Consider the following 23,176-nt stretch of genomic DNA (forward strand, 5'->3'; position numbering starts at 1 on the left):
TTTTCGCCTAATCTATGAAGACCAAGTTGCTGTACCAAGAGGACTCTTACGTCAGGGAGTTCGACGCAACTGTGCTCGACGTGTCTGGGAACGAGGTGGTGCTGGACAAAACCGCGTTTCACGACGGGACTGGAGGCGTCGAGGCCGACAGCGGCTTTTTTGTGTTTGGAGGGGAGAGGTACAGCGCCAAGGCGGCTCACAAGGGTGGGGAGGTGGTGCACGTCTTGGATAGGCCGCCTGTTTTTAAGCCGGGCGACGTGGTGAGGGGCGTGGTGGACTGGGAGAAGCGGTATAGGAAAATGAGGCTCCACACGGCGGCGCATATACTATCTGCCGTTCTCTACAACAGGTACAACGCCTTGATTACAGGCGGCGAAATTACGCATGAATACGCCCGCGACGACTTCAACGTGGAGGGGGACATGGCCGCTGTGAGGAAGATATTCGAGGAGGCGGTTGCGGAGGTGAACCAGATAGCGCAACGGGGTATCGAGGTTAGGGTGTACTGGTTGCCGCGGGAGGAGGCGTTGAAGATCCCGGGGGTGGTGAAGCTGGCGGAGAAGATGCCGCCCGACCTCCCCACCCTCAGAATTGTGGAGATCCCCGGCGTGGATATACAAGCGGATGGGGGGCCCCACGTTAAGAACACGAAGGAGATAGGCACTGTTAAGATTATCAAGGTTGAGAACAGGGGGAGGGGGAAGAAGAGGCTTTACTACACTGTGGAGTAGTGGAGTCTCCGCTGGGCGCCGCCTCGGTTTCGATACTCCTCGGAGTTTTATTCGCCTATCTCCTCGACAGATTAGAGTTCCCGCCGTTTCTGGGTTTTTTCATAGCCGGCGTCTTGACTAAGTATTTCCTAGGCGTCGACTTGCCCGAGATATATCTCCAAGTCCTCATATCGCTGGTTGCGTTTGAGGTAGGGCGCCAGCTGGGGGCGAGCGGCATGTCGCCGGCGGCTTTCTTCGCGGTCATTCTAGAAACTGCGTTTATCGTCGGCATCTCAGTTTTAATATTTAGACTCGCCGGGTTTAAGACTATAGAGGCCCTGGCTGTGGCTTTAATGTTGCTGAGCTCGTCTAGCCTGCTCGTGCTGAAACTTACCCAAGGCCTCCCCACAGAGGCTAGGAACATCGCCATATCTCTCACAACGCTGGAGGACACAGTGCTCTTTTTTGCGCTGAGCCTCCTCATCGGCGGGACGACCGTGGAGAGCCTCCCCGTCAATCTCGTAGTAATAACTATCCTCGGTGGCGTATCCCTCGCGTTGTTCTCCTATATAGATAGGTTTATAATTGGACGTGACTACGCCCTGCCTTTTGCCTTAGCTACGGCATTTGGTTTTGTCTACGTGGTGCAGTACTTCCGCATAGCCTCTCCCTATCTCGGAGCCTTTCTAGCTGGTTACGTTTTTTCCAGGACGGATACGCGCGGCGTACATACAAAAGAGGCGGCAGCCCTCTCCAGCCTAATAATCTACACATACATGCTAGCCGTAGGCGCCTCCCTCCCGACGTCTGGGCTAAATTTGGTGTTTTTTGCCCTCAGCATAGCCGTGGCGTTGCTAGCCGTGTTTATCAGATCAGTATCAGTCTTCTTCGCCTCGTTATTTATAACAGGCAACCCAAGGCTCTCCTCAAGCGTCGCCATCTCAACTGCCCACCTCTCGGAACTCTCCTTGACGATCCCCGTTCTTGTTCATAAATTCGGCGTTGTGAAAGACCCAGAGCTTGTATTTGCCCTCTCCATCGCTCCGATATTTACGCTATTTATAGCCCCCTTTGTATGGCGGCAACGCCACCTCATTGAGAGATACGTGGGAAGCCGCATGAAAGAATTGAGATCCACTGTGGCTTATGAAAAACTCTACAAGGTGATTACCCGCGCCTTTACAACCGCGGCCAAGCTGGCGATTCTTATGGTGGTCGTTGCGCTTGCCTTTAGTTACATGGGCGTGCTGTCTCTTATAGTCTTGATACCCTTATCCTACTTCCTCTCAAAGTACTTTAGAGAGATTTACAACGATCTATTGATAGCACTGAGGGAATACGAGGGGGCGCGATACGGTAGCGCGGCTGTGTTGATCTCCACGTCAGCCCTGGCGCTCTACGTGACAATTGCGCTACTGTCTCCGACACTGGAGGCACACGTCTACGTCATTGGGCTGATAATCGCGGTGCTCACCTATACCCTCTACGTAGTCTACCGGGAGTTACAGAGAGAGCGCGATAGGCGGTTGAGCTCCTCGACGACTACGCGGTAGAACTCATCTACGGGGGGCGGAATATCGGCGCACCTCTCCCAAGCCTCTCGGAACGCCTTAGCCAGCCTGTAGTCTATCCCGGTGACGCTCTCCGGGTCTACCTCAACCTCGGGGAGGATTAGAGACATCAGCGCTATGTGGTGTGCATGTAGCCTGGCGGCTCTCTCAAGCTCTTCTTTTGAATACTCAGCGTCGGCTAGGGAGAAGGCTTTCTGTTTATGCACCTCGGCCAGCGCGCTCCGGGCCAGCGACAGGTCGCGCCTCCTCAGCACCTCTAAGACATCCACGTCGGAGACTCCAGGCGGTGTTAAATACTTTGTGATATGGCGGTGGCAAACCCCACCCTTCAGGTCGGGGTAAGGTTTTTAGCCGGCGTTTATTTAGATATGGTGGTTAGGCGCTCCGTGGCGGTGCCACTTCTGCTGGACGGAAGCCAGCTTCTGGACTACCTAAAGCTGGAGAGAATATATAGGCTGGCGAAGAAGGTCGTGGTGGAGTATCTAGTCCAGAGTTACAATGGTAGAAGTGCTGGCTGCTTCCGCGTGTGGCACGAGGTTAAGGAGACGGTGAGGCGGCTCGGCCTGCCGTCTGCATACGCCCAACAGGCGGTGAAAGACGCCGTGGAGACGTACAACGCCTGGGCAACGGCTGGAGAGAGGCCACCAGAAATCAGAAAGGTATCCCCTTACACAGACGAGATGGCTTGGCGCCTCGACTCGGCGACTGCCTTATCTATAAGGCTCATGTCCGGGAGGCACATCGCGGAGCTGTGGCCGCACAAACGCTTCTGGCTCTAGAGTGGCTTGTCAGGACTGGGAGGGCCAAGAGGGCGTCCACGATTAGACTGAGGCGGGTGAAGAACAAAGTGTACGCCGTCTTCACTTACGAGGTGGAGCCAGAGCCGCCGAGGGAGCCAGAGGCAGTAATCGTCTTCGACGTGAATGAGAACACAGTCGTCGCGGCCAAGGTGGATCTGATAGCCGCTGTCGACAGAGTGGCTCGGTGGAAGAGGATGGATCCAGCCCCCCATATCCATCTACATCTTTAGAACCGACTTCGGCGGACTGGCGAAAAGATACGACGCGGTCAGAAGGAGGTGGGCTGAGGAGCTCGCCGTCGAGATAAATGGCAAGAGGCTCTCCGGCGTCCACACTAGGGAGTTCAGAAAGAGGGTCAAGAGGCTTAGGGAGAGGGATAGGAAGCGGGATAGAGTTAACAAGATAGCTCACGAGCTTACGAGAGAGCCGGTGATCTTCGTCACTGAGGATCTAGGCGAGAAGCCGCAGGAGGAGATGGTAGAGGACAAGAGGAGTCCGCAACTCAAACACCGCATAAAGCAGACGCCTATGAAGGCAGTAGTCGACAAGACAGCCGACAAGGCCGCGGAGCGCGGCCTGAGGCTAGTGCTGGTTTCTTCGTACAGGAACTCCAAGACATGCCCAGTACACGGCGAGGAGATGTCGTTCCCCCTCGGCTCCAAGACAGGCCTCTGCCCGAGGGGGCACTGGGTTCACCGAGACGTCGCGGCCGTCCTCAACATCATGAGGAGAGCCGCGGAGAGGCTTGAGCCTAGATACGCAGAGGCGGTTAAGAGAGCCCTATCCGCAGTAGACGTGAAGGCGCTGGGGGAGTGGTCCAGATCCGCGCTAGAGGCTGAAAGAGTGTCCCAAACCAAACGGCCCGCCGTGCTGGCCCGGGCCAGCCCCATGACCCCCGTCCACGAGGGCGGGGGACGAGGGTGCCGATGAGCCACCCCAAGGGAACACCGAGGGGCGGGGAGGAGATCAGATGAATAGTACCAAACTGATTTTTAATTCTGCACTGTGATCTAGACGTGGTTTTGATCCGCGTAGACGGCCACGAGGAGGTTGTCGCGACTGTCGACGACCTCGAGAGACTTTGCAAGAGGCTTAGGGAGGAGTTGCTGAGGCCCGAGTGTCAGTACAACTCTTGGTACATCAGGGTGCCCCCCGACAGGCTCCTCGCCTTGCTGAAGAGGGTATACGTAAAGTACGCACAGGGGGTGCTCGGCGTCAGCGACGTCATATCCGAGTTTCTAGATGAGTTCAAACTCTCTAAAACCTTGTCGAGGGTGATAACCCCTACCCTCAGCTCCCTCGGCTTGACAGCCTCTGGAAAATTCACGGCGGCGGCCGTGGAGGTTGGCAAACTGCTCCATGAGGGTAGGCTTGACGAGGCTAGGGAGAGGTTGCGTTCAATATTTGCAAAAAACTGCGTGCTAAAGGAGATTATGGAGAAGGCAACCGACTGCGCAGAGATAGAGAAAGCTGTGGTGTCTGTGCTGACGGCGTATGGAAAGAGCCTCAGATTCGACGAAGTTAAGTACACCGTGGAGCTCTTGAAAATTGCCCACCCACGTTGCGAGGATTGCAACCTGTCATGCGTGACGCCTAGGAAAATCGCCAACTGCGTCGAGAGGATAATTCAGCTAGCTGCCCCCCACACGAGGGAGCTTTTTGAGAAGCTGGACATATCACTCCTGCCAGAGCACTTAGAGTACCTCCGGGCCGATCCGTCCACCTTTCTAATTAGCGTGAGGGGCACCGACAAGCACATAGGCAAGATAATAATTGGGGAGCCTATTGAAAGCGTCCAGCTCCCTCAGTTGAAAAATTCCCTGGCCAAACTCGACGAGAAGATTGTCGAGGGCGTGTATGAGGTCTATGTAAAGATCATCCCCATACTCGAGGGAGACGACAAGTGCAAAACAATGAAGCTACTGCTCGAAGTAGTACGAGGCGACTTAGAAAAGGCGTCGAAAATCGTCAAGCTGACATCCAGCTGAGGAGCTGGGTCCTCAACCCTCAGTTGAATTAGCACGCCTCTCCTACCACCTCCACCCCGCCACGGCGGGTGTCTAACGTCGGGACGAGCTAGTGCAATTACCGCCGCAACCGCTTTATACACATGGGCGGCCACTCCTCCGCGGCGAGGAGGAGTCAAGCGCCGACGTCTTTGCTGTTCCGGCCAACTCCCGTGGCGGGAAGCTGAGATGCGGCAGGAGTGGCTATACGCCCTATACAAACCTGCTTTCTACAGAAGGAGGCCCCGGGCCGCCCCCGCCTCTACACGGAGAGGAGTAGGACGGCGTTGCGCGGCGGGCCGATCGCTGAGCTAGACCCCCTCTATAGGAATTCTACTTTACCGTTGGTCTACTATCTATTCGGTGCGTGGTTTCAAACGTCCTGACTGCAAATAGCTTTCCTTTTGTGAAGGCCCTCACCTCTACGTAGGGCGCCAGGCCGGAGGTGGCAATTTTCTGGCCCAGAACGGTGTCTATCTGAAATATACCAGTCTCGTTTGTCATGTGTACGTTGATGGCTAGGGGCCTGGTTTCGTTTGCTACGAGTTCTACCCGTTCTATAGCCAGGGCGCTCAGCGCGTGTATGTCGTTTTTCCCAGCTCTGTAGGGATACCTAGCCCTGCCGCTACTCATATCTGTCCCGTCTGCAATCTTGGCGCAGGCCGCCTCAAACGTGAGGCAGTTGTACGCCTCGTCGTGGCAGAACACGGCGTGCATCACCTCTTGCTTGAGCATGTACATCTTCTCTGTGTTGCCGTACACCTTCGACAGAATCTTCTCGGCAATTCTGTCTGTCAGCAAGGCGGAGTAAATGGGGTGGTGGGTTCTGTGTACCGAGTTTCCAATGTCGTGTAGATAGGCGCCCATCAGAGTCACCACCATGGAGTCCTCCCAGTCGCCCACGCCGTCGGCGACGACGCTGGGCTTGAACCCCTTGTCGGCGAGAATTTTGTATATAGCCAGGGCGCTGCCAGCCACAATTCTCGAGTGGACTGGGCCATGGTCGTTGTACCGTAGCCTCTGTACGGCGAAGACGTTGGCCATTTTTAGATACGCCTGGACCTCCACATCAGACGTAAGGAGCTCCCACACCTTTCTAACCCTATCGCTGTCTGGGATAATTCTATCGATCAGCTTCACGCCAACTTCATATACAAGCTCTTTCTCCACTCTAATAGGGAGATTGACCCAATTTTAAATTTTTAATACAATCCAAAACCCATCCCCTATGTATACAACTGTATTTATTACAGCTCCAGATAGGGAGAGTGGTAAGAAAATAGCTAGGCATATTTTGGATAGGAGGCTTGCGGCTTGTGTCAACATGTCGCCGGTGAGTTCAATGTATTGGTGGGATGGAAAGATTGAGGAGGCCGACGAGGTTCTCCTAATAGTCAAGACCAGCGCAGATAAGTTGGAAGAGCTTATAAAAGAGGTGAAGTCTGTACACCCCTACCAGGTGCCCGAGATAATAGCGTTGCCCATATCGGGGGGCTACAGGGAGTATTTAAAATGGGTCGAGCGGGAGACCCATGCCTAGCGTCTTGTGGATTCTATTCGACGGCGGGGGGGACAGGCCGAGTGGCGGAAAGACGCCGTTTTACGTAGCCTTCAAGCCCACGATAGACTACCTAACATCTCTCGGGTCGTGCGGCGTGTTGGATCCCGTGTCTCCCGGCGTCAGGCCTGGCTCCGACACGGCGCATCTAGCCCTATTTGGATACGACCCGTATAGGTACTACACGGGGCGCGGTGCCTTTGAGGCCCTCGGGGCAGACGTGGCGCTGAAGCCCGGCGACGTGGCATTCCGGACAAACCTAGCCACAGTCGACGACGCGGACGTGGTGCTGGATAGACGTGCGGGCCGCTACATAGCGCCCGAGGAGGCCAGGGCCGTGGAGGAGTTGATGAGTAAGATAGGCGAGGAGGTGGGGCGGAGGTACGGCGTCGAGGTGTTGTACAAATCCACGGTGGAGCACAGGGGGGTTCTGGTGCTGAGAGGGGCGGTGAGCCACAAGGTAAGCGATACGGATCCGCACAAGGTCGGGGCCAAGATTATGCAGTCGGTGCCTCTTGACAACAGTAAAGAGGCGGCCCTCACGGCGGAGGTTGTTAACGAAATTACGAGACGCTTCAGAGAGGCGTCGAGGGAGATGGAGGTGAACAAGGCCAGGAGGTTGCAGGGACGTCTGCCGATAAACGCAATTCTCCTCAGGGGCGGCGGCTACATGCCGCATATAGAGCCCATCAGGGAGAGGTACAACATCAGGGCGGCCGCCATCGCGGGGGTTGCGTTAATCAGAGGCGTGGCGCGGGCGGTGGGCATGGATGTATACACAGCGCCCGGCCTCGGCGGGACGAAGGACGACGTCTTTGACAATGCGGTTAAGCTCGCCGTGGATCTCATGTCTACGTATGACCTGGTGTTTCTACACGTCAAGGGGACAGACAGCACCAGCCACGACGGGGACTTCGGCGGGAAGGTGTCTGTCATCGAGAGGCTGGACAAGGCGCTGGCCCCGTATCTAGACAACCTGTTGAAGAACTACGTCGTGGTCACCTCAGACCACGCCACTCCAGTCAGCGTGAGGGAGCACACAGGCGAGCCCGTGCCGATACTTCTCTACGGACCCGACGTCGTTGCCGACGACGTGGGAAAATTCTCAGAGCTCACGTGTTGGAGAGGCGCCTTGGGGAGGCTGAGGGGCATAGACGTCATGCCGATTCTAGGTAGCTACCTAACCCTAACTGAGAAGTTCGGCGAGTGATCGATCTAGGCATCATCCCCATCTCCAGGCTGAGGAGGGCAATCGAGGAGGTGGGCGGCCAAATATGGTTCTTCATAGACTTCGATCCTTTCCGAACTGTCTACACCCTGGCCCTCTGCGGGGGCTCTCCCTGCGTCGTAATTTCGGGGCAGGACATGTCGCCTATACAACTTACGCTCGAGGAGTATCTGAGAATTGAAAGAGACGAGAGGAAAATCGCAAGCCTCCACTACACCATTCAATATCTTCTAGACAAATCTTACGGCGACTCTCCGCGAGAGTCTATTGAGTAGATGGCTCGCCAGAGCCAGCTTCTTCCTCTTCACCAAGTCGCCTCTCTTGACGGGGGCCTCGGGGTTGAAGCCCGATATCGCGATCTCCCGCGCGCCCATGTAGTAGGCCAAGTAGACGGCTCTGTCTCCGTCGGTAAATCCCGAGACGTTGGCGGTGCAGCCCATTGGCCACGTCTGCACTGTGTAGACATAGGGGCCGCTGGGGACTAGCCAGTAGTTATCTCCATGTACGTGAATCACCGCAATCCTGCCCAGCCCTACGCCCTGGGGATTGAAGTCGAAGTCGCTGACGACCACGTCCGGCTTGACGCCGCGCCTCGCCAGCTTCTCTGCTGTGTATCCCTCTACGGCGACGGTAACGCTACCGCTTATCAGTCGCTCAAACGGCGGCATGTAGATAGCAGGGCAACACCAGTCGAAGTCCCTAAGCGCCTCTATAGACTCGCCGGGGAAGCCAGCCGCCGCGTGGGTAGCCTCTAGATCTCTGTCGAAGGAGAGCTCCGGCAGTAGCCTCTTGGCTAGGGTGTAGACGTAGGTCCACTCAAGGGGGTCGAATATTACGGGCCTACACGACACGGCCCCTGGTCTCGGGGAGGAGCCAAATGAGCGCCGAGGCCGTTGCCCATACGGCGGCGATGATTATGAGGGCCGAGGAGGAGTAGAGCGGGTAGAGCATAGGCCCAAGTATCATGCCTACCCTCGCCGCGGAGCCGGACATGCCCGTGGCGACTCCTCTCACAGCTGTGGGGAACAGCTCAGGCGTGTATGCGTATATCACCCCCCACACGCCTAGGTTGAAGAAGTTAAGTGCGAGGGCCCACACGACGAGTTCCCCCGGCGCCCCGCTGTAGGTAAACAACACCGCCGAGACAGCTGACAGGAGGAAGTACAGAGAGCCCACAGGCCTGCGGCCTAGCTTCTCCACTAGATACGCCGCGGAGAAGTAGCCGGGTAGCTGCGCCAGGGTTGTTATAAACATAAATTCGTACGTGCCCACGTAGGTAAAGCCCCTCTCCTTCACCAACATGGTGGGTAGCCAGAGAAAAGCCCCGTAGTATCCGAAGGCCAGCATTAGCCAGATGGCCGAAACAATGGAGAGCCTATACAGATCGACTTGAGGCACCGCGGCGGCCCCCGGCGGTTGCGCCCCCCTGGACTCGATCCATCTCTGCGATTCGGGCAGGGCGAGGCGTATTACAAAAACGTAGAAGGCGGTTAGGCTGAGGAGGACAAGCGACGCCCTCCATCCGATAGACGTGAAGAGATAGAGAGAGATGGCGGCGGCTAGCACCGCCCCCAGGGACCAGAAGCTTTCTAAAAGCACCACGTTCCTCCCCCTCCTCTCCGGCGGGGAGTTTTCCGAGACGTACGTCGCAACCACCGGCAACTCGCCGCCGAGCCCCAGCCCCGCGAAGAACCTCACTACGGCGAATTCCAGCCACGACCTGGCCAGAGCCGCGGCGCCGGTGCCCAGGCTGTAGAGGAGGAGAGTCGCCATGAAGATTTTCCGCCTGCCGAATCTATCGGCCAGACGGCCAAACAGCGCGGCGCCTATCAACATGCCTAGGTTGTTGGCGAGTATAATCAACGTCTTTCTCTGGGTATCAAGCGCCAGCTCCCCGGCGGCGGCAACCAGGAGGTAGGACAGTATCAAGACATCCAACGCATCAAACATCCAGCCGAGGCCGCTTAAGATGATCAGCCTCGCCTCCCCCATCACTCCGCATTCAAAAGGCCGCCTTTTAAAATAACTGCCGTACGGTGCGACCTAGATTAACCCTTGAGCACCACCTCCACGCCGCTACCCCTAAGGAACTCGACGATCTCCGCCCTTGCCGGGTTCTTCACATTCTTCCTAAATAGGAAGACTTTTTCTACAGAAGTGACGTGCTTCCTAAAGGCGGTCTGCACAACCCCCAGCGATATCTCCACGTACTTAGGCACCACGTGGCCTATGTCCACGTCGCCCCTCAGCACCATGTCCGCGACCGTGACGTAGTGAAGATCCCCCACCACCATCGCCGAGGGGCGCCTCTCCAGCTCCCTACCCGTCACCTCCTCAACCACATAGACAAGCGTCTCGACGGCCTTTCTATCTCTCCACTCCCTCTCGGTGCTACCAACCTCGATGAAGGTAGCCGACACGGCGCTGGTGTTTGGGGGGTGGTGTGTCGCCTCGAACGCGCAGCTGAAGGGCTCGTAGGCGCCTCTACATAGAGATCTGTACAGCGAAGAGACGAGGTGCGGGTGCGCCACCGAGACGTCGGGCCAGCCCCCCGGGGTGTGTACAGTAAATAAAGGCCTTGGATTAGCCATCTCGTGGCGTGAAATAAATATGGCGTGTCTGCCGAGGGATGCCAAGACCTCCTCATTACCAAACTCGGTGGGATCGCCCCTGTGAACCACGACGGGGACGTCTCTAAATTTCCTAATTTCTAAACCACCCCGCGTCTCAACCAGGGGCATGTCCGGAGCAACTTCTAAAAACGTGCGGGAGACCGGGTCGCCGAGCGAGATGACCAGGACGTACACATTGGGGAGATCTCAGGGTATTAAAACTGCTCTGCCCACCACCATCTCTCTCTCCATATCTTCATGGGCCCTTGCCGCGTCTTGCAGTCTGTACTCGGCGTAGAGCGGTTTTATAAGTCCCCTCTTTAACAAGTCAAGCGCCTCGTATATATCCCAAGGCCGGAACGCCATACTGCCTAGGACCTTCAACTGCCTTAGTATCACCAGGGCGGGGCTTAGCGACGCCCTCTCCCCAGTCACGTTGCCTATAACCACCACACTCCCCGCCCTCCTAGCCAGCTTTAGAGAACGCTCCAGGGTGGGGCTACCCACCGTGTCGATGACTACATCGAAATCCTTGTCTCCCTCCGCCGCCACCTCTAGACCCAACTGCCTCAACGTAGCCGCCTTCTCGGGCGACCTCGTGGAGATGTAGACCTCCCCGCCCCTCACCTTGGCTAGCTGTGCTATGTAGACGCCGGTGCCCCCGGCGCCTACCACGAGCACCCTCCTCCCCTCCACGTCGACATGCCTAAGCGTGTAGACAGCCGTGGCGAGGGGACACGTGGCCACCACCGCAACCCTCGGGTCGACGCCGTGGAATGGGTGCACGAACCTCGCCGGTAGCACCACATACTCGGCGTACGTGCCGTTGCGCGACTCGCCCAGTAACTCGGCGTTTCTACACAGGTTTTCAAACCCCCGTCTGCAGTAGTCACACGTCCCGTCGTAAATCGCCGAGAGGAACACCCTGCTCCCCACAACGTCTCTCTCAACGCCGGGGCCCACCTCCACAACCTTGCCAACCCCCTCGTGTCCCGGCACCACCGGAGGCTTCACATGTGGAAAGGCGCCCTTTCTCACGACGAGATCTCTTCCGCAGACGCCAGCCGCCTCTATTTTAACAAGAACGTCGCCGGGCCCCGGGGCCGGATCTGGCAAATCCGTATAGCGTAGCGCCTCCCGCGGCTCTCCAAATTTGACTAACTGAACAGCCTTCACCTCAACACCTCTTTATACTGCTCTCTTAGTACTTTTTTATCTATCTTGCCGGTGCCTGTGAGTGGGAGTTGTGTTGTGAAGATTATCTTGTCTGGGAGCCACCATTTAGGTATCTTCCCCGCCTCTACAAATTTCTCTAGGTGCTTAATTATGTCTTGCTCTGTGGCGGAGGCCCCCGGCTTTAGAACCACCACAGCCACCGGACGCTCGCCCCACTTCTCGTGCGGCACACCCACGACGGCCACCTGCGCCACGGCCGGATGTGTCATTATCAAATCTTCAAGCTGAAGTGAGGAAATCCACTCCCCACCCGACTTAATTACGTCCTTCGCCCTATCTACAATTCTCACACGGCCGTCCGGCAGCCAGACAGCCACGTCGCCTGTGTGGAACCACCCACCACGCCAAGCCTCCCGCGTCTTCTCCACATCGCCGAGATACTCTGGAGTAACCCAAGGAGCCCTAACCACAATCTCGCCTACAGACCTCCCATCACGAGGAACAGGCCTCAAACCCTCGTCAACCACCATCAAATCAACAAGAGGAATAGGCAGACCCGTGGCTGTCAACAAGTCGTAGTACCTATCTACCTCTTTTGGAATTTCCTCGGTGGGTCTGAAGAAGCCCAGCGTTAGTATAGGCGCTGTTTCAGTCATGCCGTAGCCCACCCTCGGTATGAAGCCGGCCTCGGCGGCTTTTTTGGCCAGCTCTTTGGGCAACGCGGCGCCCCCCACCACGAATATGGGCCTCACCGCCTTGATCTTTTCGGCGTACTTCGGGAATTCGGGCGCGGTTAGCAACATGTAGAGCATCGTGGGGACCCCCGCCATAGTCTTCACCCCTTCCTCTGCGATGAGTTTAACTGTGTGGTTTGGATCAAAGCGGCCTGGATAAATCTGGCGCCAGCCCAACAGGGCAAAAGTCCAGGGAGTGCCCCATCCATGTACGTGGAACATTGGAACGAGTTGCATAAAGGCGCACTGCTCCTCTGTGCACTCAGGCCTTGCAAAGCCTCTAAAGCCGGCGAAGGCCACCGCGCTTACCAAGGTGTGTAGAGTCAGCGCTCTGTGCGTGAAGTACGCCCCCTTCGGCTTCCCGGTGGTTCCACTTGTGTACCCAATAGTGGCCACCGTGTCTTCGCCTATCTCAGGGAGAGGTTTGGGCTCTCCCTGCTTAATTACGTCTTCAATTTCTGGATCTCGCGTAGCTGTGCCTAAACCGTCTGATATCTGTATATACAGCTGAACAGACTTTAGATGCGGCTTTAGCTTCTCCACGAGGGGCGCGAAGTCTCTGTGGTAAATCAACGCCTTGTCCTGCGCATGGTTTATTATATACACCAAGTCCTCGGGGGCGAGCCTCACGTTTAGCGGGTGGAGCACAGCCCCCATGCCGGGCACGGCCCAGTACAGGTCAAAATGCCAGATAGTGTTCCAGTCCAGCGTGGCGACTCTATCGCCAGGAGCTATGCCTAAACGCCTCAGCCCATCGGCGAGGCGGAGGCTTCTCTCATATTCACGTCCATAGGTAGATCTGATGTTATTCCCATGGGGAGGTAGATAAGCCACTTCAACATCCCCATATATCTCCTTTATATATTTCCATAAATTACTTAACGTAAGTTGGTACTTCTCCATGTGCTAAAGATTAGGCTGTTTTTTAATTATTTCTTTAGACACTAGGCTAAGACATCACTTTTATTAACAACTCGGTCTGCAACAACATGGAGTCAAGAGCCGTATCTATCCTAAGCAAGCTCATATCAATACCCACAGTCAACCCACCCGGCGAGAAATACGCAGAGCTGGTTGAGTACGCCGAGAAGTTTTTCAAATCCCTCGGACTAGAAACAGAAATCGTAGAGGTTCCTAAGGCGGAGGTGTCAAAACGCTGTGCGGAATGCGCCGACTATCCGAGGCTGATTCTACTGGCGAGAAGCGGAGAGCCAAAAATACACTTCAACGGCCACTACGACGTAGTGCCGCCGGGCCCACTGGAGAGCTGGAGAGTAACAAAACCCTTCGAGCCTCTCTACCGAGACGGAAGGCTCTACGGAAGAGGCGCGGTAGATATGAAAGGCGGGCTGACCTCAATTATGCTGGCCGTGGAGAAGGCCGTGTCGGCTGGGCTGAAAAACTTCGAGATATCATTCGTCCCTGATGAGGAGACAGGCGGCGAAACCGGCGCCGGCTACTTGGCGAAGTCGGGCAAAATCACGGCGCCGTGGGTCGTAATCGCCGAGGGCTCCGGCGAGGATAACATATGGATTGGCCACAGGGGATTGGTGTGGTTTATAGTCGAGGTGTATGGAAAACAGGCACACGGCTCTACCCCATGGCAAGGGCTGAACGCCTTCGAGGGGGCGGCGTACATCGCCTACAGACTACAGGAATACGCCAAGTTGATAGCCGCCAGGTCTAGTAAATATGAATACGACGACCCGAGGGGCGCCACCCCCACCGTGACAATAGGAGGAGAGGTTCGCGGCTCCGTCAAGACCAACGTGGTGCCCGGATACTTCGCCTTCTCCGTAGACCGCAGAGTGATACCAGAGGAGGATTTAGAAGCGGTGAAAAAAGAATTTATAGATTTCGTCGAGCGCGTGGCCAAGGAACTCCCCCACAGAGTCGAGGTGAAGGTGACCAACGTCTCCGAGGCCGCGTTGGTGGAGCCCAGCCACCCACTCATCGAGGCCCTCTCGGCGTCTGTAGAGGAGGTAATCGGGAGGAAGCCCAGGAGGACGGTCTGCATCGGCGGGCTAGACGCGAGGTTTTTCATAAAGCAGGGGATTCCCGCCGCGACCTACGGGCCGGGCCCCATAGGCCTCGCCCACGCCCCAGACGAATATGTGGAGGTGCGCCAGGTGCTAAACGTGGCCGAGGCGTACTACAGGCTAATAAAGCGGCTGAACGCCAAGACCTAGCGCCGCCTCCGCCGCTCGAAGTATCTGACAAGCTCATCCTCTGCCAAGCGGTATCTCGTCAGCGGCCTCCCAATCGGCATTATGTACAGCGGCGTCTCCTCAGCCGGCAGGTCGAGTATCCTAGCCACCTCCTCGTCGTAGAAGGCGCCCACCGCGACGGTTCCAAGACCCATGGCTGTGGCCTGGAGGTAGACGTTCTGGCCGGCGTGGCCCAGGTCCATGGGGACATACCTAACGCGCCCCCTCTCGCCGTAGACCCTCGCAGTGCGGCTGTAGACGGCGGTGAAGACCAGCGAAACCGGCGCCGTTAAGACCCAGATCTGGTCAAGCGCTGCGTGGTAGAGCTCCCTTCTATAGTCACCCTCCTTCCTCAGCGAAATGGTGTGGGCGTGGGGATCGTAGTGGTACACGCCGGGGGTTAGGAAGCCGCCCTGCGCCTCGACGCCGCGTTCTCCCACCACGGCGTATAGCTCCAGGGGGTACTGCGCCCCGGCGCTAGGCGCAGTCCTCAGCCCGTAGGTTACTTCAGAGATGCCGTACGCCGCCCAGAGGATCTGCCCCAGCTCCTCTAGCGTCAGCGGCTCCTCCCTAAACTCTCTAACCGATCTCCTATTCGCAAGCGCCTCCTCGACAGACACGGAGCCGCGTAGCCTCGGGTAGGGCAGGGCAATTACCCTCTCGCCTCCCGCGGCGCCCCTCTTCACATCTGTATGAGATACATGGAAATAAATGGCTAGCGAAGACGTCGAGGCGGCTAGGACGCCGGATAGAAACCTGCCGAGAGGCGTAGCCACGAGGAATTTTAAGAAGCCGCGCCTCAACACCTCTATGTCTGGGAGAATAGCTATAAGCTTTTACGTCATGGACGTAACCGCGGTTTTACTCATGGTGTTTGGCCTCCTCTCAGCCCTCTCAGGCCTGTGCCTCGTGAAGCCCGGGCTCGTCGAGAGGGCCACCCTCGGCCTCCTAAGCGGCTATGCCGCGTGTACAAGACTTCACCTAGACTGGCCAATCCTCGCCACGATCCTCACCGCCGTCATCCACGGCGTCGCGGGGCTGGACGTCTGGCTATTGAGGATGGGGAGGGACTCCTGGTGGCTCTGGCCCCTCGGGATGGCCGCGGCGACGTGGCTTATATACATCTACCTGGGCTGAGCCATGGGGCTCCGCGGAGAGTGGCGCGCCGTGCAGGAGGCTTACAGAAAAATCGCCGAGGTGTACGAAAGGGCCAATAAAGTAGCCACATTTGGCAACGTAGACAGGTGGCGGAGGGAGGCGGTCACTCTCTTCCTAAGCCTAAATGGCAAGACGCCGCTCAAAGTCCTAGACGCCGGCGCGGGACCTGGAAACATGGCGGCCCACCTAAAGACTGAGAGATACGTCGTCGCCCTAGACGCGACGCCAGAGATGCTCCGCCCTAACGCCATTGCAGACGACCGGGTCGTGGGGATGTTTGAATACATGCCGTTTAGAAGCGGTTGCTTTGACTTGTTGCTAGCGGGCTACTCCCTACACGCCGCCACAGACATTGAGAAGGCCGTCGCGGAGTTTAGCAGAGTGGCGGAGTTCCAAGTGGTGGTATCGATAGGAAACCCCAACAACAGGTTTGTGAGACGCCTCCTACGGCTCTACGCCAGGTATCTACTGCCTAGGTTGGTGTGTCTAGTGGCGCCGCCTGAGGTGTGTAGGGAGTATGGGAAGATCTATACAATCATAACCTCAATCCCGCCAAATTCAAAACTTAGAGAAATTGTAGAGAAATATTCCTCAATAATTATCTTTAGAGAGAAGGGGCTTGGCTCGGTGTACATATACATATCGAGGTCTAAAATCGCCTAGGCTCCCACACGGCGATGTAGTACGGCGTGTATCTGAGGTATCTTTTCACTAGCTTATACCCGGCTGCCCTCAGAATCTGCTCGACGCCCCTCCAACTCAACACGTGTTTAGCACCCATGGCGGTGACCATTGCCACCAAACCTGGAGTTGACTCAACCACCTGCTGGCCAATTAGAAGCTTCCCGCCAGGCCCCAGTAGCGTAGATATGCAACTTAGCTCTTTCACGGGGTCTATCAGCCAATACAGAGTATGAAGTAGAAGAGCCGCCTCGACGCCGTTGGGGGCGTGACGCCTCGCTATTTTTACAGCGTCGCAGGCGGTGGTGGCGTGATAGATACAGACAACCCCACTGCACTCCCCCGGCTTAACGCGTAGCGAGCCGGCGGCCATCTCTATGTTATCCCGCCGGTAGTCGAAACCCAGATAAAGCCTAGGCGTGTGGATCTCCAGCACAGCCATCGCCGTCTGTCCCTCCTTAACCACAGGCTCAAATATAGTGTGATAGTTCTCAATGCCGACTAGTTTAAGAAATGTATGCCTCAAGATCTTGTACCAGCCCTGGCTCAGCATTGTCGAGTAGAGGATACCTATTGAGTTTTCATCTACTCTATTGGTGGCGACGTTCACCGCCCCGAGCCTATCAAAGGATTCGTGGAGCTCCACGAACTCTATAGCGTAGCTGTTTGTGGGGTAGTCAGGCTTAGGCGGCCTCTTCTTGATATGCCCGTCCTCTCTTATGTAACCCCTCAGCCTCAGCGATATAAAGAGAGCTCTTGCAAAAACACTCCCCCTAATCGACGACAGCCCAACCTCGTTGAAAACCTCCTCCCACCACTTCACAGCAAACCACTCACTCCACCCCAGCGCCCTCCTAACCTGCGCAACGCCGCCCCCAGCCTCGATGAATGGCTTGTAATACCGGAGAACGTTAACCTCCTCAACGAACTTCATGTACACACAACCACGCCGGCGTCTCTCAGGCGTCTCATCAACGCCTGCATATCGGGGGGAACTCTGCCGCTTTGAATTACTTCAAGCACTGCCTGCTGAGTCGATTGCGGAAGGAGGGAAAACCTCTCCCAGTCGCGGATCTCGCAGTCCAGCACAAAGTCGCTATTACTAATCGATATTGTGAAAACGTGTCCATTGGGACACGCCACCTCAGCCTCGTCTCCCACCACGGACTTAATCGAGGCGTTGAACTCAACACCACAAAATGGGCACCTTGCCTTTTGATATAGGCTGTGCATCAAGAAGCTCTCTAGGGCGTGTTATAACTTGTCCGTTATGGGACCCTCTAAATACTAAAAGGCAAGTTTATACGTATAATAAATATAGTCAGGTCTGTAGGCCATGAAGTCAATTGTGTCTAGGTGCCCCTCCCCAGTAGCCACGGAGACGTACCTCCCCCCGAGCCTCCGCGCCTCGCAGATGGCGCTCTCCACCGCGTCGTCCAGCTGCTCTATGTTTTTCAGCCACATGTAGTCGATGTTGAAATTCCACCTATTTAGATATACTATATACCCCGCGTCGGAGAGGCTTGACGCAATCACCACGTGGTCCGGGCCAGGCTCCGGGTGCCCCCCGGCCGGTCTTTCGATATATATACCGGTGGCGCACGGCCTCGACGTGGAGTAGATATACAAAGCCCCCCTCTCCCGGTACAACTCCCTATCCACAACCTCCGACGTGATCAAGATCTTGGTACCCCGAAGCGGGACCAGGAAGTCGAGTCTGCGCATCTTCTTCAAAATAGCTACGTACGCCTCCTCGAGCCTCGGCTTCTCCGAGGCCCACCGCGCCTTCAGTACACACCCCTCCGCTATCTTATACAGAGGCAGAAGCTCCACCAGAGGCTTAGCCCAGAACAGCCTAAGCCTCCCCAGGTGGCGGTACCACAGCGCAAACTCGTCCGGAGTCAGCGGGTCTAGGCAGACCATTAGGAAAACAAGGAGTTCCGCCGAGTCACCAACTTCTCCAAGTCGGACACCACCGGGAGTATAGAGGCGTAGTCCCTACTAGCCAGCAGAGACAAGACGGTATTCATCTTATCGAAAATCACGGCGTCTATCTGCTCAATCTCCCTCTTAGACGTCACCCGCCCCTCTATAGACTTCACCCTCACAGCAATCATATTCACCGCCTTCAAAATCCTACCCAACTCCTCCACGTTATCCGAGTTAAGCATCCTCTTCCTAATCTCCGTCTCGATCTCCTTCAGCCCTCTGTAGATCAGCTGTCTAATCTTCGGCTCATCTTCTACACTTCTATACCCTGGAAACACAAAGAAACGAGGTGCCACGGATAGGCGTTACGTTCCATTTAAATATCTTTAGACCTATAGCCGCCCACCCACAAAGCGCGTAGCATATCAATCCAAGTACCCCCACCACCCAGCACCGGCCCCAGCGTCCACTTGCCCACGCCCCGCCTACATATAGGGCACCGTTGACCGGGCAACGGCGACGCGCCACACGACGCCGTGATGCCCACAACGCCCTGTACCCCACCCCCAGGCAAGGAGGCGCAAATACGATAGAGAGCAGACACACAGCCAACTACAACACAGGGTGGGAGCGCTGGCAGGAGCCCAAAGCACCCCCTCCTGCACCTCTGCCAGCGGCCGCGAAGGTTCCTGCAGTCGGAGGGGGCGTTGCGCGCTTAAAAACATTTTATAAATTTCACTACGTCTTCCCGTGCTTGGCTGGGTTGACCATCCTGAGTACTACGGACCTCTGAACGTCGATATGTTAGATAAACCGGAGGTTGTGCTCTCGGCAGTAGTCATAGAGCAGTCTGACGAAGGTTTTGAGAAAGCCATTGGCGCGTGGTCTCGGTTCGGCACGTTGAGCGTGGTCGAGGCGGTTTACGCCTACGTATCTCAGGTGAGGAGGAGGGTTATTGGAGAGGGGGAACTTCGGATGAAACTTCTTGAGATTTTACCCGCCGCCACCGAGTTGGATATATTGGCGATGCAGAGGGTGCTGAAGCTGGGCCTCGGCATCACCACCTGCGACCTAGGCTTGGTGTTGCTATCCTACGTGCCTGTTGGAGACGCCGGGCATCCCCAGAGGCCCCTAGGCACCATATACGAGCTGATGAGAGGAGAAGCCACAATCTACGTCGCGCGCAACGCGGGGAAGCGGGGCATCTACGACGGCGAGACCATGTGCGTCGTTCCTATATCGAGTCAGCCTCCACTACACCCCCTATATGAGGCCTATCTGAGGGGCTTTAGAATAGTCACAGAGGGGGTGCCCACCGAGGATACCCCGTGCGTCGTTCACAAGAAGCTGGGACTCCGTTGCCTAGATGCGCGGCTTGTCCTGTCTAACCCGAGGTAGCTCCCACCCCCTGGCCAGCGACGCAATTCTAATGGCGGTAACCGCCACGATTGTAACCAGCATGGCCCCCTCCCTCCCCAGCCCCGAGGCGGCTAGGTATATCAGGCCGCCCACAGCCGCGGCAGAGGCGTAGATCTCCCTACGCAACACCGCCGGCACCTCCCCGGCGAGGACATCGCGGACGACGCCCCCGCCGGCGGCAGTCACCGACGACAGCATCATCACCGTCAGCCAGCAGTTCCCCAGCCCCCGCATCTGGCAGTAACTCGCGGTCAAGTCGGCGCCGATGGCGGCGAAGGCACCCAGACCCACCGCGTCGGGGTAGAGGACGTAGTCCCTAAACCTCTTCACATGGGGATAGAGAAAAAACGCCGCCAGAGAGGCGGCGATGGCCGTCAGCGAATACGGCATATACACCACGTTCACTGGAGGGAACCTGCCGAGCAATAAGTCTCTTATAATCCCCCCCGCAAGCGCCGTGGAGAACCCCAACACCACAAACCCCAGCAGATCCATATCCTTCTCCCCCGCCTTCAACGCCCCAGACAGCGCGAAGGCCACAATTCCCACGTAGTTCAGCAGCTCTACAACATCCTCTGCCCGCATAGCCCCAGCGCCTCTGCCACGTGCACGTCCTCCACCACCGGCTTAACCAGCCTCACAAACCTCTCCACGTCACGCCTCTCGTACAGAACAATGAAGCGCCTGACGTCCGCCTCGTCGGTAGTCACAAGGGGGGCCAGCCCCAGCAACCTCAGCGACCTGGCCACCTTCCTGCTTCCCGTCTTGAATATGACCAGCACCTCGCGCCCATGGGGGTCCCCCATGAAAAACTCGCCGTGCGTCTCAAAGGCGCCCTTTATGAAGTATATATACTCCAGCAGAGACGCGGGCGCGTATCGGCAGTACGTCTTCGGAAGCTCCACGGCGCCGTCTGACGTCTTGAAGCCGAGCGACCCAAGCCACCGAAGCAGATACCCCCTCACCCCCCTCACCACGCATCCATTAACCGCCATCCCCCCAATATACGCCCTCGCCAGCCTATCCATGCAGGACAAGCGTGTAGACAGGCATATAAGCGCCCCCCGTCGTGTCGATGAGATGCACCGCCTTAACCTCAAAGGCGGTACCTACATACCTGGCGGCCTCCTCCACCGCCGGCCTGACGTCATCCGGCGACGGCCTCTTAACCCGAACCGAGTACAAGGTGAGATGCGGCTTAAACTCCGCGTACCGCTCCCTAACGACTCCACCCAGCGACGCCATGAGCAGAGTCCTCAACGCGGCGAACTCTCCCAGAGGCTCCACCCTCAGCGCTATGTACCTAGGCCTCGACTGCGACGGCAGAAGCACCACGGGCCCCAGAGAGGCGACGAACTGGCGGTACCGCACCTCAACCCTCAACGGCCTCTCCAACTTCACCAGAGTAATGTGGGGCTTCACCGGCACCACACCCTCAAACGGCCTCAGCGGGTGAATCGGCGGGAGTACCCCATATATGTACGACATACTACACGTAGTACAGCTCCCCCCTCTCCTTCTGCTCCCTGTCGAGGGCAGACCCCGGCTTGTTCAGCCTCGGCCTCCCAGACCTCACGTCGCGTCTAAACGAGGCGTCTGCCCACTTGAGGAACATATTCATGCCCGTCCTCATATCCGTCGGTCCAGGGGAGCCCCCCCTGACGCCGGGCTCTCCGATAAACGGCATAATAGCGTTAGACATGTAGTCAAGCATAGCGATGTCGTGCTCCACGATGAGGGCCGCCACCTCGCTCTCCTCAATTATCCGCCTAATTGTGCGGGCCACCGTTATCCTCTGCTCCACGTCCAGGTAGGCCATCGGCTCGTCCAAGACGTAGAGATCGGCCTTTTTCAACAGCGCCGACGCCACCACAACCCGCTGGAGCTCCCCGCCCGAGAGCTCCCCCATCCTCCGCTCGAGGAGGGGCGCCAGGTTGAAGCCGCTGTTCAAATCTGGCCAAATCGGGTTCTCCGAGTAGTCCCCCACCTGCTGGGCCAGCCAGAGGCCCACCGGGACGTCCTGGCTCTTCACGGCGATGTCGCGGATGTACTGCGGCTTGTAGCTGACGCGGGGGGTTGCGTTGACAGCTCCCCTGAGGGGCTTCAGCTCTCCCACGAGCACCTTTAGGAACGTCGTCTTGCCGATGCCGTTTGGGCCCACCACGCCGACCACCTCGCCCTTAGCAATGTATGACGCCGACACCTCCAGCTGGAAGCCCCCCAGGTCCACGTAGAGGTCCTCCCACTCAACCAGCCTCGCCGCCTTCCCACTCTTCCTCTCAGGCGGACGTAGCTCGAACTTAATGGGGCGGTCCCTAATCCGCATGTTTTCCGACGAGATGTAGCCCGCCAGGTATTCGTTAATGGCCTCGCGGGCCCCGGAGGGGTGCGAGACGATGCCGTACGCCCCGGGCTTCCCATAGACAATTACAATGTTGTCCGCAAGGAAGTCGAGAACGGTCAAGTCGTGCTCCACCACAAGCACGTACTTGTTCTGGGTGTAGTCCCTGACGGCGTCCGCCACCTTCATCCTCTCCACTATGTCGAGGTGCGTCGCCGGCTCGTCGAATATATACACATCCACGTCTTTGGAGAGGGCCGCGGCGATGGCCAGCTTCTGAAGCTCCCCGCCCGACAGCTTGTCGACCTCCCTCCCCGCCAGCTTGTCCAGCCCAAGCCTCCTGGCCAGCTCTTCCTTGACGCCGGCTTTTTTCAATATCTCCCCCACGGTGCCCTTGAGGTACAGCGGAATCAGCTCGATGTATTGAATCTTGTGCACAGCCTTCAGCTTGCCGCCGTAGAGCTCCGAGAAGTACGTCTGGAGCTCCGTCCCCCTAAACTGCCTAACCACCTCCTCCCTAGACCCGCCGCCCTCCCCACACAGATTCGGGACAAGCTCCCCGGCGAGTATCTTAGCCATAGTCGTCTTCCCCAAGGCGTTCCTCCCCAGCACCCCCACGATCTTCCCCCTCCTCAGCATGGGGAGGCGGTAGAGCTTAAACCCACTCGGCCCGTATCTGTGGACACAGTCCCTCTCCAATTCGTCCGGCAGGTTGACGATTGTAATGGCCTGGAACGGACACTTGTGCACGCATATCCCACAGCCAATGCAGAGAGCCTCGGAGATCACCGCCTTCTTCAACTGGTCATCGATCCACACCACCTTCCCCGTCCTGTTCACGGGGCAGTACTTCACACACTCCTGGCCACACTTCCTAGGCTGGCACGCATCTCTGTCAACAACTGCGACGCGAACCACGCGCCACGTTACGACGTGCTATAAATCTATTCTCTCTTCAAACCTATCGACATGCGCCCAGCGCGGCGCGCACCGGCTCTAGGTACACCTAGCCGTCTAGAGCGCCGCTATGCGCGCCAGCGCGGGGC

30 protein-coding genes are annotated in these 23,176 nt (G+C 57.2%); 14 read left to right on the plus strand and 16 right to left on the minus strand.

All coding sequences use genetic code 11. The annotated features are described in order from the left end of the window. The first annotated feature begins 14 nt into the window (after positions 1-14). Together alaXM and P186_RS02665 are read left to right on the plus strand one after the other, a co-directional pair. Entirely contained in the window at positions 15-731 is a 717-nt protein-coding gene (alaXM, locus tag P186_RS02660) for an alanyl-tRNA editing protein AlaXM (RefSeq protein WP_014287850.1), read from the plus strand. After that, positions 731-2,263, plus strand: coding sequence for a cation:proton antiporter (locus tag P186_RS02665; RefSeq protein ID WP_014287851.1), 1,533 nt, complete (start codon positions 731-733; stop codon positions 2,261-2,263). The genes alaXM and P186_RS02665 overlap by 1 nt, the downstream gene beginning before the upstream one ends. Here P186_RS02665 and P186_RS02670 read toward each other — a convergent pair. Continuing rightward, complete coding sequence (locus P186_RS02670; RefSeq protein ID WP_148682652.1) at positions 2,203-2,550, minus strand: hypothetical protein; 348 nt, start codon at positions 2,548-2,550, stop codon at positions 2,203-2,205. The two genes, P186_RS02665 and P186_RS02670, sit on opposite strands and share 61 nt — an antisense overlap. Positions 2,551-2,649: 99 nt before the next feature. On the opposite strand from P186_RS02670, the gene P186_RS13745 reads away from it, so the two are divergent. From P186_RS13745 to P186_RS02685, 5 genes are all read left to right on the plus strand, one after another. Then, positions 2,650-3,060 (plus strand): hypothetical protein, encoded by a 411-nt coding sequence (locus P186_RS13745; protein WP_158307121.1) that lies wholly within the window; start codon positions 2,650-2,652, stop codon positions 3,058-3,060. Next, complete coding sequence (locus tag P186_RS13750; RefSeq protein ID WP_014287853.1) at positions 3,033-3,311, plus strand: hypothetical protein; 279 nt, start codon at positions 3,033-3,035, stop codon at positions 3,309-3,311. The genes P186_RS13745 and P186_RS13750 overlap by 28 nt, the downstream gene beginning before the upstream one ends. Before the next feature lie 199 nt (positions 3,312-3,510). Next, positions 3,511-4,011, plus strand: a complete 501-nt coding sequence (locus P186_RS13755) for a zinc ribbon domain-containing protein (RefSeq protein WP_014287854.1) — start codon at positions 3,511-3,513, stop codon at positions 4,009-4,011. A gap of 86 nt (positions 4,012-4,097) precedes the next feature. After that, a complete protein-coding gene (locus P186_RS02680) occupies positions 4,098-5,069 on the plus strand; it encodes a hypothetical protein (protein WP_014287855.1) in 972 nt (323 codons plus the stop codon). Positions 5,070-5,160: 91 nt separating this feature from the next. After that, entirely contained in the window at positions 5,161-5,367 is a 207-nt protein-coding gene (locus tag P186_RS02685; protein ID WP_014287856.1) for a hypothetical protein, read from the plus strand. A 53-nt stretch (positions 5,368-5,420) separates the two neighbouring features. Here P186_RS02685 and P186_RS02690 read toward each other — a convergent pair whose 3' ends face one another. Continuing rightward, on the minus strand, positions 5,421-6,257 hold the full coding sequence (locus tag P186_RS02690; RefSeq protein WP_014287857.1) for an HD domain-containing protein: 837 nt from the start codon (positions 6,255-6,257) through the stop codon (positions 5,421-5,423). Between the two features lie 58 nt (positions 6,258-6,315). Here P186_RS02690 and cutA point away from each other — a divergent pair, with 58 nt between their 5' ends. Genes cutA through P186_RS02705 form a run of 3 tightly spaced genes read left to right on the plus strand, consistent with a single transcriptional unit; the run spans position 6,316 to position 8,148 of the window. Beyond that, complete coding sequence (gene cutA / locus P186_RS02695) at positions 6,316-6,627, plus strand: divalent-cation tolerance protein CutA (RefSeq protein WP_014287858.1); 312 nt, start codon at positions 6,316-6,318, stop codon at positions 6,625-6,627. Then, the gene (locus P186_RS02700; RefSeq protein ID WP_014287859.1) at positions 6,620-7,855 is read left to right on the plus strand and encodes a 2,3-bisphosphoglycerate-independent phosphoglycerate mutase; all 1,236 of its coding nucleotides are present in this window, start codon (positions 6,620-6,622) and stop codon (positions 7,853-7,855) included. Before cutA ends, P186_RS02700 begins: the two co-directional genes overlap by 8 nt. Then, positions 7,852-8,148, plus strand: a complete 297-nt coding sequence (locus P186_RS02705; protein ID WP_014287860.1) for a hypothetical protein — start codon at positions 7,852-7,854, stop codon at positions 8,146-8,148. Before P186_RS02700 ends, P186_RS02705 begins: the two co-directional genes overlap by 4 nt. Here P186_RS02705 and P186_RS02710 read toward each other — a convergent pair. From P186_RS02710 to P186_RS02730, 5 genes are read right to left on the minus strand one after another with little or no spacing between them, the layout of a single operon-like run. Then, positions 8,104-8,724 (minus strand): 6-hydroxymethylpterin diphosphokinase MptE-like protein, encoded by a 621-nt coding sequence (locus P186_RS02710; RefSeq protein WP_014287861.1) that lies wholly within the window; start codon positions 8,722-8,724, stop codon positions 8,104-8,106. The two genes, P186_RS02705 and P186_RS02710, sit on opposite strands and share 45 nt — an antisense overlap. Then, on the minus strand, positions 8,714-9,865 hold the full coding sequence (locus P186_RS02715; protein ID WP_014287862.1) for an MFS transporter: 1,152 nt from the start codon (positions 9,863-9,865) through the stop codon (positions 8,714-8,716). Before P186_RS02715 ends, P186_RS02710 begins: the two co-directional genes overlap by 11 nt. Before the next feature lie 56 nt (positions 9,866-9,921). Next, on the minus strand, positions 9,922-10,680 hold the full coding sequence (locus P186_RS02720; RefSeq protein WP_014287863.1) for a D-aminoacyl-tRNA deacylase: 759 nt from the start codon (positions 10,678-10,680) through the stop codon (positions 9,922-9,924). A 12-nt stretch (positions 10,681-10,692) separates the two neighbouring features. After that, positions 10,693-11,661 carry an alcohol dehydrogenase catalytic domain-containing protein gene (locus P186_RS02725; protein WP_014287864.1) on the minus strand — a complete coding sequence of 323 codons (969 nt, stop codon included), beginning with the start codon at positions 11,659-11,661 and terminating at the stop codon, positions 10,693-10,695. Continuing rightward, a complete protein-coding gene (locus tag P186_RS02730) occupies positions 11,658-13,298 on the minus strand; it encodes a long-chain-fatty-acid--CoA ligase (RefSeq protein WP_014287865.1) in 1,641 nt (546 codons plus the stop codon). The genes P186_RS02725 and P186_RS02730 overlap by 4 nt, the downstream gene beginning before the upstream one ends. A gap of 86 nt (positions 13,299-13,384) precedes the next feature. On the opposite strand from P186_RS02730, the gene P186_RS02735 reads away from it, so the two are divergent. Beyond that, the gene (locus P186_RS02735; RefSeq protein ID WP_014287866.1) at positions 13,385-14,584 is read left to right on the plus strand and encodes a M20 family metallopeptidase; all 1,200 of its coding nucleotides are present in this window, start codon (positions 13,385-13,387) and stop codon (positions 14,582-14,584) included. On the opposite strand, the gene P186_RS02740 is transcribed toward P186_RS02735, so the two are convergent. After that, the gene (locus P186_RS02740; protein WP_014287867.1) at positions 14,581-15,408 is read right to left on the minus strand and encodes a SagB/ThcOx family dehydrogenase; all 828 of its coding nucleotides are present in this window, start codon (positions 15,406-15,408) and stop codon (positions 14,581-14,583) included. The genes P186_RS02735 and P186_RS02740 overlap by 4 nt on opposite strands. Positions 15,409-15,412: 4 nt before the next feature. Here P186_RS02740 and P186_RS02745 point away from each other — a divergent pair, with 4 nt between their 5' ends. Both P186_RS02745 and P186_RS02750 read left to right on the plus strand, forming a co-directional pair. Then, positions 15,413-15,739 carry a hypothetical protein gene (locus P186_RS02745; protein ID WP_014287868.1) on the plus strand — a complete coding sequence of 109 codons (327 nt, stop codon included), beginning with the start codon at positions 15,413-15,415 and terminating at the stop codon, positions 15,737-15,739. A 3-nt stretch (positions 15,740-15,742) separates the two neighbouring features. Then, positions 15,743-16,423 (plus strand): class I SAM-dependent methyltransferase, encoded by a 681-nt coding sequence (locus tag P186_RS02750; protein ID WP_014287869.1) that lies wholly within the window; start codon positions 15,743-15,745, stop codon positions 16,421-16,423. Here P186_RS02750 and P186_RS02755 read toward each other — a convergent pair. The 4 genes from P186_RS02755 to P186_RS02770 are packed head-to-tail and all read right to left on the minus strand — an operon-like array spanning position 16,410 to position 18,726. After that, positions 16,410-17,375, minus strand: coding sequence for a class I SAM-dependent methyltransferase (locus P186_RS02755; RefSeq protein ID WP_014287870.1), 966 nt, complete (start codon positions 17,373-17,375; stop codon positions 16,410-16,412). The genes P186_RS02750 and P186_RS02755 overlap by 14 nt on opposite strands. Further along, positions 17,372-17,674, minus strand: coding sequence for a hypothetical protein (locus P186_RS02760; RefSeq protein ID WP_014287871.1), 303 nt, complete (start codon positions 17,672-17,674; stop codon positions 17,372-17,374). Before P186_RS02760 ends, P186_RS02755 begins: the two co-directional genes overlap by 4 nt. Positions 17,675-17,728: 54 nt before the next feature. Further along, positions 17,729-18,364, minus strand: coding sequence for a hypothetical protein (locus P186_RS02765; RefSeq protein WP_014287872.1), 636 nt, complete (start codon positions 18,362-18,364; stop codon positions 17,729-17,731). Continuing rightward, positions 18,364-18,726 (minus strand): hypothetical protein, encoded by a 363-nt coding sequence (locus tag P186_RS02770; RefSeq protein WP_148682653.1) that lies wholly within the window; start codon positions 18,724-18,726, stop codon positions 18,364-18,366. The genes P186_RS02765 and P186_RS02770 overlap by 1 nt, the downstream gene beginning before the upstream one ends. Before the next feature lie 394 nt (positions 18,727-19,120). Between P186_RS02770 and P186_RS02775 the strand changes: the two genes are divergently transcribed. Then, on the plus strand, positions 19,121-19,768 hold the full coding sequence (locus P186_RS02775) for a hypothetical protein (RefSeq protein WP_014287874.1): 648 nt from the start codon (positions 19,121-19,123) through the stop codon (positions 19,766-19,768). Here the strand turns inward: P186_RS02775 and P186_RS02780 are convergent. The 4 genes from P186_RS02780 to P186_RS02795 are packed head-to-tail and all read right to left on the minus strand — an operon-like array spanning position 19,733 to position 23,048. After that, on the minus strand, positions 19,733-20,374 hold the full coding sequence (locus tag P186_RS02780) for a trimeric intracellular cation channel family protein (RefSeq protein WP_014287875.1): 642 nt from the start codon (positions 20,372-20,374) through the stop codon (positions 19,733-19,735). The genes P186_RS02775 and P186_RS02780 overlap by 36 nt on opposite strands. Further along, the gene (locus tag P186_RS02785) at positions 20,353-20,817 is read right to left on the minus strand and encodes a hypothetical protein (protein WP_014287876.1); all 465 of its coding nucleotides are present in this window, start codon (positions 20,815-20,817) and stop codon (positions 20,353-20,355) included. The genes P186_RS02780 and P186_RS02785 overlap by 22 nt, the downstream gene beginning before the upstream one ends. Next, positions 20,810-21,277: a 2'-5' RNA ligase family protein gene (locus P186_RS02790; protein WP_014287877.1), complete on the minus strand. Its 468-nt coding sequence runs from the start codon at positions 21,275-21,277 to the stop codon at positions 20,810-20,812. The genes P186_RS02785 and P186_RS02790 overlap by 8 nt, the downstream gene beginning before the upstream one ends. A gap of 1 nt (position 21,278) precedes the next feature. Continuing rightward, positions 21,279-23,048, minus strand: coding sequence for a ribosome biogenesis/translation initiation ATPase RLI (locus P186_RS02795; protein WP_148682654.1), 1,770 nt, complete (start codon positions 23,046-23,048; stop codon positions 21,279-21,281). Between the last annotated feature and the right edge of the window lie 128 nt (positions 23,049-23,176).

This window comes from Pyrobaculum ferrireducens, assembly GCF_000234805.1.
Taxonomy (GTDB): Archaea; Thermoproteota; Thermoprotei; order Thermoproteales; family Thermoproteaceae; genus Pyrobaculum; species Pyrobaculum ferrireducens.

Coding starts and splice junctions, on each gene's coding strand:
- alaXM (WP_014287850.1), top strand. CDS start 15: ATGAAGACCAAGTTGCTGTACCAAGAGGACTCTTACGTCAGGGAGTTC.
- P186_RS13745 (WP_158307121.1), top strand. CDS start 2,650: ATGGTGGTTAGGCGCTCCGTGGCGGTGCCACTTCTGCTGGACGGAAGC.
- cutA (WP_014287858.1), top strand. CDS start 6,316: ATGTATACAACTGTATTTATTACAGCTCCAGATAGGGAGAGTGGTAAG.
- P186_RS02700 (WP_014287859.1), top strand. CDS start 6,620: ATGCCTAGCGTCTTGTGGATTCTATTCGACGGCGGGGGGGACAGGCCG.
- P186_RS02715 (WP_014287862.1), bottom strand. CDS start 9,865: ATGGGGGAGGCGAGGCTGATCATCTTAAGCGGCCTCGGCTGGATGTTT.
- P186_RS02730 (WP_014287865.1), bottom strand. CDS start 13,298: ATGGAGAAGTACCAACTTACGTTAAGTAATTTATGGAAATATATAAAG.
- P186_RS02735 (WP_014287866.1), top strand. CDS start 13,385: ATGGAGTCAAGAGCCGTATCTATCCTAAGCAAGCTCATATCAATACCC.
- P186_RS02745 (WP_014287868.1), top strand. CDS start 15,413: ATGTCTGGGAGAATAGCTATAAGCTTTTACGTCATGGACGTAACCGCG.
- P186_RS02750 (WP_014287869.1), top strand. CDS start 15,743: ATGGGGCTCCGCGGAGAGTGGCGCGCCGTGCAGGAGGCTTACAGAAAA.
- P186_RS02755 (WP_014287870.1), bottom strand. CDS start 17,375: ATGAAGTTCGTTGAGGAGGTTAACGTTCTCCGGTATTACAAGCCATTC.
- P186_RS02760 (WP_014287871.1), bottom strand. CDS start 17,674: ATGCACAGCCTATATCAAAAGGCAAGGTGCCCATTTTGTGGTGTTGAG.
- P186_RS02765 (WP_014287872.1), bottom strand. CDS start 18,364: ATGGTCTGCCTAGACCCGCTGACTCCGGACGAGTTTGCGCTGTGGTAC.
- P186_RS02780 (WP_014287875.1), bottom strand. CDS start 20,374: ATGCGGGCAGAGGATGTTGTAGAGCTGCTGAACTACGTGGGAATTGTG.
- P186_RS02785 (WP_014287876.1), bottom strand. CDS start 20,817: ATGGATAGGCTGGCGAGGGCGTATATTGGGGGGATGGCGGTTAATGGA.
- P186_RS02790 (WP_014287877.1), bottom strand. CDS start 21,277: ATGTCGTACATATATGGGGTACTCCCGCCGATTCACCCGCTGAGGCCG.